The organism is Streptomyces sp. LARHCF249, from assembly GCF_052871255.1.
The window spans coordinates 180,081-194,878 of the sequence record NZ_JBIXJQ010000004.1; the positions used below are offsets into that span (position 1 = coordinate 180,081).

General features: G+C 72.8%; 14 protein-coding genes and 1 riboswitch. Of the genes, 9 read left to right on the forward strand and 5 right to left on the reverse strand.

The window, feature by feature from the left end:
* Positions 1-96 precede the first annotated feature (96 nt).
* The gene (locus tag ACIPUC_RS12595; RefSeq protein WP_446589117.1) at positions 97-888 is read right to left on the reverse strand and encodes an SDR family NAD(P)-dependent oxidoreductase; all 792 of its coding nucleotides are present in this window, start codon (positions 886-888) and stop codon (positions 97-99) included.
* Between the two features lie 141 nt (positions 889-1,029).
* On the opposite strand from ACIPUC_RS12595, the gene ACIPUC_RS12600 reads away from it, so the two are divergent.
* Positions 1,030-1,602 carry a TetR/AcrR family transcriptional regulator gene (locus ACIPUC_RS12600; RefSeq protein ID WP_446589118.1) on the forward strand — a complete coding sequence of 191 codons (573 nt, stop codon included), beginning with the start codon at positions 1,030-1,032 and terminating at the stop codon, positions 1,600-1,602.
* A gap of 21 nt (positions 1,603-1,623) precedes the next feature.
* On the opposite strand, the gene ACIPUC_RS12605 is transcribed toward ACIPUC_RS12600, so the two are convergent.
* Both ACIPUC_RS12605 and ACIPUC_RS12610 read right to left on the reverse strand, forming a co-directional pair.
* The gene (locus ACIPUC_RS12605) at positions 1,624-2,805 is read right to left on the reverse strand and encodes a serine hydrolase domain-containing protein (RefSeq protein WP_446589119.1); all 1,182 of its coding nucleotides are present in this window, start codon (positions 2,803-2,805) and stop codon (positions 1,624-1,626) included.
* A gap of 120 nt (positions 2,806-2,925) precedes the next feature.
* Positions 2,926-3,519: a TetR/AcrR family transcriptional regulator gene (locus ACIPUC_RS12610; protein ID WP_446589120.1), complete on the reverse strand. Its 594-nt coding sequence runs from the start codon at positions 3,517-3,519 to the stop codon at positions 2,926-2,928.
* Positions 3,520-3,695: 176 nt separating this feature from the next.
* Between ACIPUC_RS12610 and ACIPUC_RS12615 the strand changes: the two genes are divergently transcribed.
* The 5 genes from ACIPUC_RS12615 (at position 3,696) to ACIPUC_RS12635 (ending at position 9,315) form a co-directional block, all read left to right on the forward strand.
* Positions 3,696-3,998, forward strand: a complete 303-nt coding sequence (locus ACIPUC_RS12615) for an ArsR/SmtB family transcription factor (protein ID WP_446589121.1) — start codon at positions 3,696-3,698, stop codon at positions 3,996-3,998.
* A complete protein-coding gene (locus ACIPUC_RS12620; protein ID WP_446589122.1) occupies positions 3,995-4,387 on the forward strand; it encodes a VOC family protein in 393 nt (130 codons plus the stop codon). Before ACIPUC_RS12615 ends, ACIPUC_RS12620 begins: the two co-directional genes overlap by 4 nt.
* Positions 4,388-4,611: 224 nt before the next feature.
* Entirely contained in the window at positions 4,612-7,176 is a 2,565-nt protein-coding gene (locus tag ACIPUC_RS12625; RefSeq protein WP_446589123.1) for a molybdopterin-dependent oxidoreductase, read from the forward strand.
* Positions 7,173-8,138 (forward strand): FAD binding domain-containing protein, encoded by a 966-nt coding sequence (locus ACIPUC_RS12630; protein WP_446589124.1) that lies wholly within the window; start codon positions 7,173-7,175, stop codon positions 8,136-8,138. The genes ACIPUC_RS12625 and ACIPUC_RS12630 overlap by 4 nt, the downstream gene beginning before the upstream one ends.
* 106 nt (positions 8,139-8,244) lie before the next feature.
* Positions 8,245-9,315, forward strand: a complete 1,071-nt coding sequence (locus ACIPUC_RS12635; protein ID WP_446589125.1) for a polyprenyl synthetase family protein — start codon at positions 8,245-8,247, stop codon at positions 9,313-9,315.
* A gap of 224 nt (positions 9,316-9,539) precedes the next feature.
* On the opposite strand, the gene ACIPUC_RS12640 is transcribed toward ACIPUC_RS12635, so the two are convergent.
* Positions 9,540-9,992 (reverse strand): Ohr family peroxiredoxin, encoded by a 453-nt coding sequence (locus ACIPUC_RS12640; protein WP_446589126.1) that lies wholly within the window; start codon positions 9,990-9,992, stop codon positions 9,540-9,542.
* 75 nt (positions 9,993-10,067) lie between these two features.
* Positions 10,068-10,131: riboswitch (guanidine-III (ykkC-III) riboswitch) on the reverse strand.
* Between the two features lie 52 nt (positions 10,132-10,183).
* The gene (locus ACIPUC_RS12645) at positions 10,184-11,203 is read right to left on the reverse strand and encodes an AraC family transcriptional regulator ligand-binding domain-containing protein (RefSeq protein WP_446589127.1); all 1,020 of its coding nucleotides are present in this window, start codon (positions 11,201-11,203) and stop codon (positions 10,184-10,186) included.
* Positions 11,204-11,420: 217 nt separating this feature from the next.
* Between ACIPUC_RS12645 and ACIPUC_RS12650 the strand changes: the two genes are divergently transcribed.
* The 3 genes from ACIPUC_RS12650 (at position 11,421) to ACIPUC_RS12660 (ending at position 14,798) form a co-directional block, all read left to right on the forward strand.
* Entirely contained in the window at positions 11,421-12,194 is a 774-nt protein-coding gene (locus ACIPUC_RS12650) for a type 1 glutamine amidotransferase domain-containing protein (protein WP_446589128.1), read from the forward strand.
* A 76-nt stretch (positions 12,195-12,270) separates the two neighbouring features.
* Positions 12,271-14,385: a discoidin domain-containing protein gene (locus tag ACIPUC_RS12655; RefSeq protein ID WP_446589129.1), complete on the forward strand. Its 2,115-nt coding sequence runs from the start codon at positions 12,271-12,273 to the stop codon at positions 14,383-14,385.
* Between the two features lie 26 nt (positions 14,386-14,411).
* Positions 14,412-14,798: a sulfotransferase gene (locus ACIPUC_RS12660; RefSeq protein WP_446589130.1), complete on the forward strand. Its 387-nt coding sequence runs from the start codon at positions 14,412-14,414 to the stop codon at positions 14,796-14,798.

The following is a 14,798-nucleotide window of genomic DNA, read 5'->3' on the forward strand; positions in this document are numbered from 1 at the left end:
CGGCGTGCGGGCGCGGGCTCGGACGGATCCGCGCGAAGGCGGTGGGGGAGACGGGGCGACCGGCGGTCCCGCCCGGCGGCGCGGGACCGCCGGCGCCTAACGGTGCGAGCGCTGGGCCTCGACGATCTGTCGCACGGAGCCGTCCACGTCCGCCCGCGCCTGGATCCGCTCGGCGAACCCGGGGAACTGCCCGGCGATGGCGCTCAGCAGCCGCAGCTCCAGCGGGGCCACGTTGACCTCGCACCGGTCGCGGCGGACGGCTCGTACGACGCCGTCGGCGACCTGGCCGGGCGTGACGGTCCTGATGCCGTTCGGCGTGGCGGCACCGGTGGCCGCGAACATCCCGGCTTCGCGGACGAATCCGGGCTGGACCAGGGACACCCCCACCCCCGTACTCCTGAGTTCCTGGCGCAGGGCGAGGGCGAATCCGCGCAGCCCGAACTTCGTCGCGTTGTACAGGGAGGTCGACTTGGTCGCCGCCTTGCCGGAAAGGGAGCCGACCAGCACGATGTGGCCGCGCCCGCGGGCCACCATGTGCGCCGCGAGCAGCCGGGACAGCAGCACGGGCGCGCGCAGGTTGACGTCCAGGGCGCGGTCGAGCTGCTCCTCGGTGTAGTCCAGCAGGTCGCCGCTGGCGGGCAGGGCGGCGTTCGCGACTAGGACGTCCGCCTCGGCGCAGGTCTCGGCGAGGCGGACGACATCGGACCGGACGGCCAGATCGGCGACCACGGTGCGTGCTCCGCAGGCGTCGGCGGTGGCCTTGAGCGCTTCCTCCCGCCGCCCGGTGACCGTGAGCCGGGCCCCCTGCGCGGTCAGGCGCGCGGCCAGGGCGGCGCCGATGCCTCCGGTGGCCCCGGTGAGCAGAACGTTCGATCCCGATATGTCCACGACGACTCCCGTACGGCGACCATCTATTGTTCGTTCGAACGAACAGTAGGGATCCCTCTGTCGCCTGTCCACACCTCGGACGTCGCCAACTCCCCATCCCCGCACGGGCCGTCGCGCCGCCGCATGGGGCAGAATGTCGACGTGCCCCATGCTTCCGACACCCGCCAGAGCATCATCGACGCCGTACTGCGGATCATCGGGCAGGACGGCATCGCCGCCGTCACCAACCGGCGGATCGCCAAGGAGGCCGGCGTCTCCCTCGGCTCCGTCACGTACCACTTCGCCACCCAGCACGAGCTGCTGCGCGAGAGCCTGCTGCATTTCGTGGCCGAGGAGACCCGGCACTTCACGGCCCTCGCCGACGCATGCTCCGACGAGCGCTTCGACATCGGGCAGGCGGCCGAGGTGGTGGCCCAGGTCGCGGGCGGCAACGCCTTCGACAGCCGCCACATCGCGCCCTTCGAGCTGTACGTCCAGGCCGGCCGCGACGAACGGCTGCGCGCCGCCGCGGCCGAGTGCTTCTCCGCCTACGACCTGCTGGCCACCCGGATCCTGACCCACCTCGGCGTGCCGGACCCCGAACGCCTGGCCGGCGTGGCCGTCGCCCTGGTCTTCGGCCAGCAGCTGCGCCGCCTGGCCACCGGAGCCCCCGCCGAGGACCTCGTCGACACCCTGCTGATCCTGACGCGGTTCACCCCGACGCAGGCCCCGTAGACGCGGGCGGCCGGCCGCGGCTCAGCTACCGGGGGCCGGTGTGGGGCAGTACTCGGCCTCCATGATGTTCTGCGGGGATCCCGTGCTCCAGTCCCCGTTGCGGTTGTAGGCGAGCTGGTGGCGTCCGTCCTCGGTGGTGACGGCCAGCGAGGTCGACCCGAGCATGCCTCCGCCGTGGCCCCAGAGCGTCGTGCCGCAGCTCGTCCGGAACCGTGTGATGCCGAGTCCGTAGGACATGTCGGGGCGTTCGGCGGTCGAAACGGTGGTCTTCATGGCCTTGAGCTGCTTCGGCGTGAGCAACTCGCCGTTCAGCAGGGCGTTGTAGAACCGGTTCAGGTCGCCGGTGGTAGAGATGATGTCGCCGTCGGCCCAGCCCTGCGACCCGTTCATCTCGGTCACGTCGTCGATCCGGTCGGGTGTCGACGCGAACAGCTTGGAGTAGCTGCGGCTGCTGGGCCGGGGCATGCGGATGCTGTTGCCGGGTTGGGAGGTGGCCCTCAGGCCCAGCGGCTTGATGATGCGGTCGCGGACCTCGGCCTCGTACGTCCGCCCGCCCGCCTTCTCGATGATCAACCCGGCGAGGATGTAGTTGGTGTTGGAGTACGAGAACCGGTCGCCGGGCTCGAACAGCGGCGCGTGGGAGAGGGCCACCTTCACATGCTTCTCGGGGGGCAGGGTGTCGTAGCGGTGCGTGAGGAAGCCCTCGCCCCGCATGTACGTATCGAGGTACTCCTCGTCGGCCAGGTAGTCGAAGAGGCCGGAGGTGTGGTTGAGCAGCTGACGCACGGTGATCTTGCGGCCGTCGTTGCCGTTGCCCCGTACCAGCCCGGGGAGGTGGTGCTCCACCTTGTCGTCGAGATCGAGCTTCCCCTCCGCCTCCATCTGGAGCAGGACGGTCGCCACGAACGTCTTGGTGATACTGCCGATCCGGAACCGGTCGTTCGTGCCGCGCGGCGTGCCGGTCGTGAGGTTGCCGACGCCCGACGTCGACTTCCAGACGCCGCGGGCGTCGCGTACCTGGGCCGTGATGCCGGGAATGCCCGCCTCCACCTCCGCGTCCATTGCACGCTGGGTCGCCTCGTGCCCCGCCTTCGCGGGGGCGGTGCCCGACGATGCCTGGGCGGGCACCGCGAAGGCGGTGGCCGCCATCGCGGCCGCCGCGAGACCCACCACGCCGACCCGTGCGGTCTTCCGTAACGTCATGCCGTGCTCCTTGGCGTTCGCTGAACTCAGTCGTGTGTTCGCATGGACCAGTAAGGTCCGCTTGCACAACAGGACCGCCAACGATCGCCGTATGGTTGAGCGTCCGCTCGCTTGATCGGGCTAGCGGTGGCTGACCGAGCGCCAGATGTGTTCCGGCAGCGCCCCGGCGGCTTCCTCCAGATCGACATCGCCCACCGTGAGCCAGCGGCGGACGACAGCGACGACCGGGCCCATGACGAGGGACTCGATCATGGGGGCGGAGAGGCTCGCGAGTTCGCCGGATTCCTGGTGCGCGTGGATCCAGAGGGTGATCGGTGCCAGCCGTGCCTCCTGGGAGTCGCGGAGCTCTCCGGCGCGCGCCATGCCTTCCCGGTCCGCGGCGACGGAGTGTATGAGGCGGGCCTCGTCCGGATGGGTCTGCGCGAAATCCAGGTAGGCCAGGACGACGGCCCGGATGCCGGAGCGGGCGTCGGCCGCCTGTACGAGCGCTGTTCCCAATGCGTTCAGGAGCTGGCCCACGGAGCGCAGTGCGAGCGCGGAGAACACGCCGTCGAGGCTGCCGAAGTGGTGGTAGATGCTTCCGGAGCTGATCCCGCTGGCTTTGGTGATCGCGCTGACGGTGAGGCCGGCTTCGCCGGAGGAGGCGTAGACCTTGAGTGCTGCGTTCAGCACCTGTTCGACCGTGGCCTCGCCGCGTTGTTGTTTCGGGCTCATCGAACAGGCGTCCTCGGTCTCATTGCGCGTGATCCTTACTCTTCGTCACGGACAGCGTAGAACATCGTTTTCCAGGTTCTTCTCCGGAAAAAGTGCGAGCGCAGGGCTCGGGCTTGCCCTCCAGCACGGCGCGCCTCGGCTTGATAGGCAAGTGAACATTTGCCTATCATGGGGTCGTGGCCGACGACCTTTTCAAAGCCTTGGCCGACTCCACCCGTCGCATCATCCTCGACGAGCTGACGGAGAGGTCCGGACAGACACTGTTCGAGATCTGCTCACGGCTGAGCGTGAAGCACCGGCTCGGCATCTCGCGCCAGGGGGTCTCCCAGCACCTCGCCGTGCTGGAGGCCGCGGGGCTCGTGGAGACCAGGCGGGAGGGTCGCTACAAGTTCCACGACCTGAACACCGCCCCGCTGCGGCAGATCGCCGAGCGATGGCCCGTGCCCGACGCGTCCCCACCGGAGGAGAGCACCCCATGAAGATCCATCTGACCAGCGTCTTCGTCGACGACCAGGCCAAGGCCCTGCACTTCTACACCGAGGTCCTCGGCTTCGTGAAGAAGCACGACGTTCCGGTGGGGGAGAAGGACAGGTGGCTGACCGTCGTCTCGCCCGACGAGCCCGGCGGCACCGAACTCCTGCTGGAGCCCGCCGGTCACCCGGCCGCCAGGACCTACCGCGACACGCTCGTCCAGGACGGCATCCCGCTCGCCCAGTTCGCCGTCGACGACGTGACGGCGGAGTACGAACGCCTGCGCGGCCTCGGCGTCCGCTTCACCCAGGAGCCCCTGGACATGGGCCCCGTCACCACCGCCGTCTTCGACGACACCTGCGGCAACCTGATCCAGATCGCGACGGAGCCGAAGTAGGCAGCGGGGCGCTGCTGCTGCGCAAGGCCCCCCGATCAGCCCTTGATGTCCCTGCTGCGATCCAGCCGGTCACGTGCCGGTCGCCGGGGGAGCGCGATCCGAAAGGACGGCACACCCGGGCGCGCGCCGAACTGCGCCGATCCCGGGAGCGGGATATCAAGGAGTGTGAAGGTGAGCGCGAGGCCCGGCGGTCGCCACCACCCCACGGCTAAGGAGCACGTCTCGTGGAGTTCGAGGTCAATGGCGCCCATCGGGCGGTGGACGTGGACGACGACCCGGCCGCCGTGGAGGTGGTGCGCGACCGGCTGGGTCTGACCGGCACCAAGCTGGTGTGCGCGGGCGGGGTGTGCGGGGCCTGCACGATCCAGGTCGACGGTGAGCCCCGGGTGTCCTGCCTGACGCCCGCGGTCGTGCTGGCCGGCCGGCGGGTGACGACGGCGGAGGGCCTGTCGGGCCACCCGGTCGCGCGCGCCTTCGCCGGCGAGGACGCCCTCCAGTGCGGCTACTGCACCCCGGGGTTCGTGGTCGAGGCGGCGGCGTTCTTCGAGCGGTGGCGGGCCGCGCACGGCCGCACCCGGCCGGGGCGGGAGCAGATCGCGGACGCGCTCGCGGGCCACCTGTGCCGCTGCGGCGCGTACGAAAGGATCTTCGCCGCGGTGGCCGCGGCCTGCGCGGGCGACTACGACACGGCGCCGGCCAACGGGGAGGCACCGGCGGTCCCGCGCACCGAGGCCCCCGAGAAGATCGACGGATCGGCCCGGTACACCACGGACCTGCGCCCCGAGGGACTGCTGGAGGGGGTGATCATCCGCTCGCCGCACGCGCACGCGCACGTACGCTCCCTGGAGGCCGGAGACGTCCCGCTGGTGCCGCTGCTGCCTCCCGACGGCGTGGTCCGGTACGTCGGCCAGCCGGTGGCCGCCGTCGCGGCGCCGGACCGGGCCTCCGCACGGGCGGCCGCGGCGCGGGTCGCTGTGGACTACGAGGTACTGCCGGCCGCCCTGGACGTACGCCAGGCCCGGACCGGCGAGGGCCCGTTGGTCTACGAGGACAAGGCGGCGCGCAAGCGGGCCCCGGGATCCGGCGAGACCCCACAGCTGCTGCCGGCCCGCTGGCGCGGCAACCTGCGGGGCCCGTCCGCCATGAGCAAACGCCCCGCCACGGCCGTGCGCCGTATCACCGAGGCCCGGGCCCAGAACCCCGAGCGGGTCGTGGAGGGCGTGTTCACCACCGCCGCGCAGACCCACACACCCCTCGAACCGCACGCCTGCCTGGCCCAGTGGGTCGACGGCACCCTCCACCTGGAGGTGTCCACGCAGTCCGTGAAGCAGACGGCCGAACTCGCCGCCGAACGCTTCGGCGTGCCCGTCGAACGGGTGGTGGCGAAGGCCGTCCACGTAGGCGGCGGCTTCGGCTGCAAGATGGGGCTGACCTCCGATGTCGTCGCCGCGGTGGAGCTGGCCCGGCTGCACGGCGCCCCGGTGCGGGTGGCGCTGGAGCGGGACGAGGAGCTCACCGACGGCGGATACCGGCCCGGCACCCGGATCCGGCTGGCGATGGTCGCGGACGCGGCCGGCGATCTGAGCGCGCTGGCCATGGACGCGGACAGCGACGGCGGGGTCTCGGTGGGCGGCACCGTGGCGGCACTGGCCCGGTTCATGTACGGCAAGGCCCCGCGCCGGCTCCGCGACTTCGACGCGGTCACCCACCGGCCTCCCGGCGCCCCCTTCCGCGGCCCGGGCGGACCCACGATGTGCTGGGCCCTGGAGCAGGCCGTCGACGAGATGGCCCACCGGCTCGGCCAGGACCCGATCGCCCTGCGCCGCCGCTGGGACGGCAACCTCAAGCGGCACGCCCTGTACGACCGGGCCGCCACGCTTCCCGTCTGGTCGGGCCCCCGCGGCGGCACCGGGCGGTTCCGCCGCGGTGTCGGCGTCGCGGCGGCCAACTGGCTGTATTTCCTCGATCCCGTCACCGAGGTCGAGCTCACCGTCGAGGACGGGGTCGTCGTCGCCCGCTGCGCCGTGCAGGACATGGGCACGGGCTCGCGGACCGTGCTGCGCCGGGCCGTCGCCGAGGGGCTCGGCGTGCCGGAGGAGAGGGTGCGCGCCGAGGTCGGCCGGAGCGACGCCGTCCACGGACCCACCTCCGGCGGCAGCCGGACCACGCCCTCCCTCGTGCCCGCCGCCGCGGACGCCGCCGTCCGACTGCGCGACGCGCTCGGCGGCGGTGACGTGGCCGCCCGGCTGGACGCGGCGCACGGCGTACGGGCCACCGGCCGGCGCCCCCGCGACCACCGGGGCTTCGCGGTCCCCTTCACGATGGGCGGTGTGGCGATCGGCCGCGGCTTCACCGGATCGGTGCAGGTCGCCGAGGTCGAGGTGGACACGCGGCTCGGCCGGATCCGCCCGCTGCGCGTGTGGAGCGGCATCTCCGCGGGCCGCATCCACGAGGACCGCCTCGCCCGCAGCCAGTGCGAGGGCGCCGTCGTACAGGGCGTCGGCTACGCCCTGTACGAGGAGCGGCGCACCGACCCGGTCACCGGCCGGGTGCTGACCGAGAACCTCGAGGACTACCGCATCCCGGGGATCGGCGACACCCCCGAGATCACCATCCATTTCCACCAGGAGGGCTTCGAGCACGTCCCCGGCGGCGGTGTCGGCCTCGGCGAGATCGCCACCCTGCCCACTGCGGCGTGCCTGGCCAACGCCGTCCACGACGCGACCGGCTGGCGCCCGTACGACATGCCCATCCGCCCCGACCGGCTCCTGGAAGGACTGGGTACGTGAGCACCGATCCCGCCCTCACCGACCTCTCGGCCGCCGTCCTGGCCCGCGGCGGGGAGCTGCGCGCCGGTGGCACCGACACCACCGCCCGGCAGCGCAGCGGCGTCTCGCCCGGGCCCTTCACCGACCTCGCCGGCGCCGGCCACCTGCGCGGCACCACGCCGCTGCCCGGCGGCGGGCTGCGGATCGGCGCCCTGACCACCCTCGCCGCGCTGGCCTCCGATCCGCAGCTGCGCGCCGGCTGGCCGGCCCTCCCGATGTCGGCCGCGGCCGCGGCCACTCCGCAGATCCGCGCCGCCGGCACCCTGGGCGGCAACCTGCTGCAGCGCAACCGCTGCTGGTACTACCGCAATCCGCACGTCAGCTGCCTCCAGAAGGGCGGCACCGGCTGCCCCGCGCGCGAGGGCGACCACCACTTCGGCGTGGTCAGCGGAAACGGCCGCTGCGTCACCCCGCACCCGTCCACGCTCGCGATGACCCTGCTCACCTACGATGCCGAGGCCGAGGTCCACGGCGAATCCCCGCGCAGCGTCGCCGACTTGTACGGGGACGGCGACCGGCTCTCCCACGCCGACCACCTGCTGCCGCCGGGCCGCATCCTCACCGCGATCCGGCTGCCCGCACCCCTGCCCGGCGAACGCGCCGGCTACCACCGGGCCACCAGCCGGGCCCACGCCGAATGGCCCCTGGCCGAGGCCGCCGCCCGGCTGGCGCTCGACGGCGCCACCGTCACGCACGCCGCCGTCGCGGCGGGCGGGGTGGCGCGCGTCCCGCTGCGGCTGACGGAGGTGGAGGCCGCCCTGATCGGCCGCGAAGCCACTCCCGCGGTCCTCGCCGAAGCGGCCGCGACGGTACTCGCCCGCTGCCGGCCGCTGCCGCAGACCGGCTACAAGGCCACGCTGTTCAGCGCCACCGTCCTGGAAGCCCTGGAACAGGCAGCCGGCCCGGCTGCCGCCGCCGGCTAGGAACTGCCTGCACTGCCTGACCCCGCCGCGACCGACCACGGTCACGAGGCACTACCGTCACACGTCTACAGCGTGCCCCGACACACCCAGGCAGGAAGAACGCGTCATGACCCAGCAGATCCTCGAGCGCGTCGCCGGATACGAGCAGCGGTTCAACACGGTCTTCGAGGAGTACTTCGACACGGTGAGCGCCGGACTCGGCGCACCCTCGTTCAGCCGTTTCACCCCCGACTGCCTGCGGTTGCTGCGGGAGCTGTCCTTGCGGGGCGGGAAGCGGATACGGGTCGTGCTGCTGCACGAGGCGGCGCGTCTGGTGACGGACGGGCCGGTCGAAGGGCTGGACGCCGCCGCGCTGAGCATCGAGCTGCTCCAGACGCACGGTCTGGTGCACGACGACCTCATCGACGACAGCCCCACCCGCCGCGGCGGCCCGTCCACGTACTACTCCTACCGCGAGCGCTTCCCCGACCACCCGCAGGCGGCCCTCGGCCTGACGGTACTGGCGGGCGACCTCGCTCTCGCCCTCTCACTGCAGGCGCTGCTGGAGGCGAAGGTGCCGGCGGCAGTGCGGCAGGCCATGGTCGAGGTGCTGACCCGGGCGGCGGCCGACACGTTCGTGGGCCAGATCATCGACCTGGAACGCGACTTCGCCGCCGCACCGGACGAGGACGTCCTGCACTGCGTGGCCGACTACAAGTCCGCCCGCTACTCGATCCTCGCGCCCATGCAGCTCGGCCTGCTGGCCGCGGGCGAGCAGCCGGCGCTCTTCGAGAAGGAACTGCGCGACTACGCGCGGCTGGTTGGGATCTGCGGGCAGATGCGCGACGACTACCTGGACCTGTTCGGAGACGCGGCCGCCATGGGCAAGCCGACCGGCACAGACATCCGCGACGGCAAGAACAGCTACACCGTCCGTACCCTGCTGGCGTCGGTCGACGACGCCGAGCGCCGCGTGGTCGAAGCCGCACTCGGGGACCCGTCCTGTACGCCGGAAGCCATCGCTGCCGTCCGGGAGATCGCGGAGCGCCGGGGTGTGGCGGTCAGGATGCAGGCGGACATGCGCCGCTCCGCGCAGCAGGCGTCCGAGGTGGCCGCCGGCTGGCGGTCACGGTGGCGGGAGGAGTCGGTCGCCTTCTTCGAGCAGATGCCGCTGTGGAGCGTCGAGCGGGTCAGGTGAGAGCGGGCCGTTCCCGACCGCGTCCCCACCGCAGCGGGGTCACAGCCGCCAGTACGCACCCGCACGCGCATCGACGTGCACCACGTGCGGGCCGACGCGCACCACGTGGTCCGGTCCGGACCAGGAGCCGGTGGCCGTTGCGGCTGATGCCGCGCCGCAGCCAGGCGCCGTGCTCGGGCACCGGGACGCCGGGGCCGCCCGGGACGCGGTCCGCCGGCTCGGGCTCAGATCCGGTCGTCGGCGGCGGGGTCGTCCACGGCCAGGAGCGTCAGCGGTACGTTGCCGCGTACGGCCTGGGCGTACGGGCAGACCGCGTCGGCCCGGTGCAGCAGGGGCTGGAGGTCCGCCGCCCGCCACCCCGGCAGGCTGACGGTGAGGGCCACCGCGAGGCCGTAGCCCGCGGGCGTGTCCGTGGTGCCGAGCTGCACCTCGCAGGCCACGCGCGCGGCGGAGGCGTCCGCCCCGAACTCGGCGGCGACCTCCGCGAGCGCGGAGGTGAAGCAGGCGGCGAAACCGGCCGCGAACAGCTGCTCGGGGTTGGTGGTGCCGGGCACCTTCTTGCGCGGCGGGGCGAGACGGACGTCCAGGCGCCCGTCGTCCGTCCGGACGGATCCGCTGCGGCCCCCGGCGGCATGTGCGGTCGTCCGGTACAGGCTGCGGGTGAGTGGCACGGTCATGGCGTTCGGCCCATCTGGATCGACGAGGACGCTGCCCGGGTGCGGACAGCGGACGGCGCTGCTCGTGCAGCACCTCGCGCGTCGTCGTGCGTAACCGGGTACGGCGCATCTCGTCCGGGGCCTCGGATCAGGCCGCCGGACAATCCAGCAACGGACGCGGCCGGCCGGGGCCTCGCCGGCGGTGACCCTCCTCACCCGCTGCCGGGGCCGCCGCGATCCGGAGCTGCGGGCCGGTGCCGGACGCGGTACGCCCCCGGGGGCATGCCCTCCCACCGGGTGAAGGCACGGACCAGGGCCGTCGCGCCGCTCAAACCGACGAGGGGGGCGATCCGGTCCAGCGGCAGGGCCGTGGTTTCCAGCAGCCGCCTGGCCCGGCCGTGCCGGGCGGTGTCGAGGAGCGCGCGCCACGACGTGCCCTCCGCGTGCAGGGCCCTGCGCAGGGTCCGGACGCTGAGGTTGAGTTCCTTGGCGGGGCCCTCGGGGCCGGCGTCCTCGAGCGCGGCGTGCTCCAGCCAGGTCCGCACGCGCTCGGCCGCCGTCGCGGCAGTGGACAGCCGGTCCAGCAGGCGGTCGGCGTAGGCACGGTGCAGGGCGTTGAGCGCCGGGTCGTACAGGGGGCGGCGCCTGTCGAGGTCCTCGTTGGCGACCGTGATCGCGTTCTCCGGGGCGTCGAAGGTGACGGGGCAGCCGAGGACGCGGGCGTAGGGCTCGGCCGAGCCCGTGCGGGGATGGGCGAACGACACGGCCAGGGGCGCCCAGTCGTCGCCGGCGATCCAGCGGGCCGCCCGCACCATGCTGCTGACGATCGCCTCCACCTGCTGGGGGTGCATGGCCGCCGGGTCGACGGTCGGCCGGTAGCAGACCCGGCTGACGCCGTTGCGGCGGTGCACGGTCACCGTGCCCGCCTGGCTCACCAGGGGGTGGTAGCGCTCGGCCGCCTGCGCGGCGTCCGCGAGGCTGGCGCAGGTGAGGACGAGGTGGCCCAGGATGTGCAGCCCTTCGGGCCGGATCCGGTCGCCCACGAGGAGCCCGGTGTGCGGGCCGGCGTCCCGGGCGCCGAGCACGGCGTCCCACAGGGCGCGCATCTCGCCGAACTCCAGCCGGTCCGTCGGCGAGGCCCAGGAGCCGGACCCGCCGACGCCCTCCGCCGTGGCGCTCAGGACGGCGAGGGCGTAGGACGCAGTGACGGAGGGCGGCTCGATGGTGGACACGGCCGCCAGTCAATGCGGGCACTCCACCCCCGTCAACACCGTCGGCGGGGCCGGTCGGCGGGGGCGGGTTCGGAGAGTCAACGGGTTGGCCGCCGAAGTGAATGACGGGGCCGCGGGCCGCTCCTAAGGTCGGCCTTCGGACACCGAGGGGATCAGGGGCCCACGGAGCGCCGGGCAAGCGTGCTGCCCCGATCACCACCGCTCAGAGGAGTACGCCGTGATTCTCTTCCTGCTCCCCGCAGGCGACTACGACCCGACCGAGGCGGCGGTGCCCTGGGCCGCACTGCGGGACGCCGGCTTCGAGGTGCGGTTCGCAACCCCCGGCGGGAAGGTCGCGCTCGCCGATCCCCGGCTCACGGACCTCGGCTTCTCCTGGCTGTCGCCCTGGCTAATGACACGCCGCGCCGAGCTCGCCGCCTACCGGCGGCTCACCGAAGACCCCTGGTTCCGCGCCCCCTCCTCGTACGCGGATGTCGAACCGGCCGACATCACGGGCCTGTTCGTACCCGGCGGCCACGCCGCGGGCATGCGGACGCTGCTCGAGGACGCCACCGCCCAGCAGCTGTTCGCCCGCGTCTTCACCCGGGGGCTGCCGGTGGGGGCCGTCTGCCACGGCGTGCTGCTCGCCGCCCGGGCCAAGGATCCCGCCACCGGGCGCTCGGTCCTGCACGGCCGGCGGACGACGGCGCTGACGGCCCTGCTGGAGTTGACCGGGTGGAACCTCACCCGGTTCTGGCTGGGGCGCTACTACCGCACGTACCGCACCACCGTGCAGCAGGAGGTCACCGCGGCGCTCGCCGATCCGGGCCACTTCCTCGCCGGCCCGCCGCTGCCCCTGCGCGACACCGCCGCCCGGCCCGGACGCGGCTTCACCGTCAAGGACGGCAATTACGTCTCCGCGCGGTGGCCCGGCGACTGCCACCGCCTGGCGGGGGAGTACCTGGCCCTGGTCCGTGCCCATGCGGCGGGAGCGGTGCACCCGTCGGGCTGAGTCCGGACCGCACGCGCAGGCCGGCGACCAAAGACCCTCTCCGAATTGTCATGCACGCGTCGTGAAGGGATGGGGAATGAATCGACGAAGAGCCTTCGGACGAAGCCGGTACCTGTTGATCGGCCTGGTCCTCGCGATGGCCACCCTGGTGCTCGGCCCCGCGGCCCCCGGCGCGGCGGCGGGCCCGCAGTGGTGGGAGCCCGTGGCGCGCCCGGCCCCGGACTCGCAGGTCAACGTCACGGGGGAGCCGTTCACCGGGACCGACGCCCAGGGCCGCGTCCGCGGATACGTCGACGCGCATGTCCACCTGATGTCCAACGAGGGCTTCGGGGGACGGCTGGTCTGCGGAAAGGTCTTCTCCATGGCGGGAGTGGCGGACGCCCTCAAGGACTGCCCCGAGCACTACCCGAACGGCGTCCTCGCCCTCTTCGACATGATCACCAAGGGCGGTGACGGCCGGCACGACCCGGACGGCTGGCCGACGTTCAACGACTGGCCGGCCCACGACTCCGCCACCCACCAGCAGACCTATTACGCCTGGGTGGAGCGGGCCTGGCGGGGCGGCCAGCGGATCCTGGTGAACGACATGGTCACCAACGGCGTCATCTGCTCGCTCTACTTCTTCAAGGACCGCGGCTGCGACGAGATGTCCGCGATCAGGCTCCAGATCCAGAAGACGTACGAGCTCCAGGACTACGTCGACGCCATGTACGGCGGCGCGGGCAAGGGCTGGTTCCGCGTCGTCACCGAGCCCGGCCAGGCCCGCAAGGTCGTCCAGGAGGGCAAGCTCGCCGTCGTCCTCGGGGTGGAGACCTCCGAACCGTTCGGCTGCAAGCAGGTGAGGGACAGCGCCCGCTGCACCATGGCCGACATCGACCGCGGCCTGGACGAACTGCACCGCCTCGGCGTGCGCAGCATGTTCCTGTGCCACAAGTTCGACAACGCCCTGTGCGGCGTCCGGTTCGACTCGGGCACCCAGGGCATGGCCGTCAACGTCGGCCAGTTCCTTTCCACCGGAACGTTCTGGAGCACGGAGCCGTGCCCCGGCCCCCAGCACGACAACCCCATCGGCTTCGGACTCGCCGCGGGACCGTCCGCCGAGGGTGCGCACGGGCACGACGCGGCCGGGGATCCCGGCACCTCGCCGGCCGAGGCGGAAGCAAGGGTCCGCGGCGCCCTGCCGGAGGGGGCCGAACTGCCGCAGTACGGCGCCTCGCTCCAGGCGCAGTGCAACCGCCGCGGCCTGACCGCGCTGGGCGACTACGCGGTGCTGGGCATGATGAAGCGCAACATGATGCTCGAGATCGACCACATGAGCGTCAAGGCGGCGGACCGGGCGCTGCACCTGCTCGAATCCGAGCGCTACTCCGGCGTGCTCTCCACCCACGGCTGGATGGACGAGAGCTGGACCGAGCGGGTCTACCGCCTGGGCGGCTTCATCACCGGGCACATGTACGAGGCTCCGGCGTTCGCCGCCGAGGCGCGCAGGAACGCCGCCCTGCGCGCCAAGTACGGCGCCGGGTACGGAATCGGTACCGACATGAACGGCTTCGCCTGGCTCCCCGGCCCCCGGGCCGCCGCCGGGAACCCGGTGCGGTACCCCTTCCGCAGCCCCGACGGCGGCTCCGTCCTGGACCGGCAGGTCACCGGCGCACGCGTCTGGGACGTCAACACCGACGGCGGCGGCACCCACTACGGCCTCGTACCGGACTGGATCGAGGACATCCGGGTCTCCGGCGGCCAGGACGTGGTGGACGAGCTCATGCAGGGAGCCGACGGCTATCTGCGCACCTGGGCGAACACCAGCGGCCACACCACCCCGTACACGCCGCTGGTCCGCGGCTACCATCCCCACGCCGGACACCTCGCCTCCTCCCGCCCCCTGCCCGCAGGCTTCGTCCACGAGGCCGTCTGGAAGGTGCTGCGGGAGCCGGCGCCCGGCACGGTCCGGCTCTACGAGTGCAAGGCGGGCAGCCACTCGCTGCTGACGCCCGACCCGGGGTGCGAGGGCCAACAGCCCCTCGGCGCAGTCGGATACGTGTACACCAGGGCGGTTCCGGGCTCGGTGCCCCTCTACCGGTGCTACATACCGTCCGTATTCGACCACTTCGTTTCCAACCGGGCCGACTGCGAGGGGCCTTACACGAAGGAGGGCCTGCTCGGCTACGCCATGCCCGTGGCCGCGCCGTAGCGGCCCGTGCACAGGGTGCCCCCGGCGTGCGGCCCGGGGGCACCCCGCGTGGATCCGAGCCCAGCGCGGCGACTGGATCCAGCGCCGCTGGAGCGCCTCGGCCGCTGTCCTGCGCGGCGCGTCGATCACCGTCTCGTGGACACCGGGACCGATCTCGCCCGAGGCGCCGACATCACGGTCGCGCCCTATTACCAGCCGCGGTCTACGGCTGCCACGCCTTTCACCGGGAACGGTTCCTCCGGGTCGCCCGCCGGCACACGAGCGACGTGACGCGCCACTTCGCCGGACGAGACGGCGACCTGCTCGTCCTCGACATCGCCGGGGGCGAGGGCTACGACTGCCTCGCACCGTTCCTCGGCCTGCCCGTCCCGCACGAACCCTTCCCTCACCACAACCGGGTAAACAGAAGGTAA

Bases quoted from the DNA above. Each gene is read 5' to 3' on its own strand.
- ACIPUC_RS12605 (WP_446589119.1), bottom strand. From the start codon at position 2,805: ATGACGTTACGGAAGACCGCACGGGTCGGCGTGGTGGGTCTCGCGGCG.
- ACIPUC_RS12610 (WP_446589120.1), bottom strand. From the start codon at position 3,519: ATGAGCCCGAAACAACAACGCGGCGAGGCCACGGTCGAACAGGTGCTG.
- ACIPUC_RS12620 (WP_446589122.1), top strand. From the start codon at position 3,995: ATGAAGATCCATCTGACCAGCGTCTTCGTCGACGACCAGGCCAAGGCC.
- ACIPUC_RS12635 (WP_446589125.1), top strand. From the start codon at position 8,245: ATGACCCAGCAGATCCTCGAGCGCGTCGCCGGATACGAGCAGCGGTTC.
- ACIPUC_RS12640 (WP_446589126.1), bottom strand. From the start codon at position 9,992: ATGACCGTGCCACTCACCCGCAGCCTGTACCGGACGACCGCACATGCC.
- ACIPUC_RS12655 (WP_446589129.1), top strand. From the start codon at position 12,271: ATGAATCGACGAAGAGCCTTCGGACGAAGCCGGTACCTGTTGATCGGC.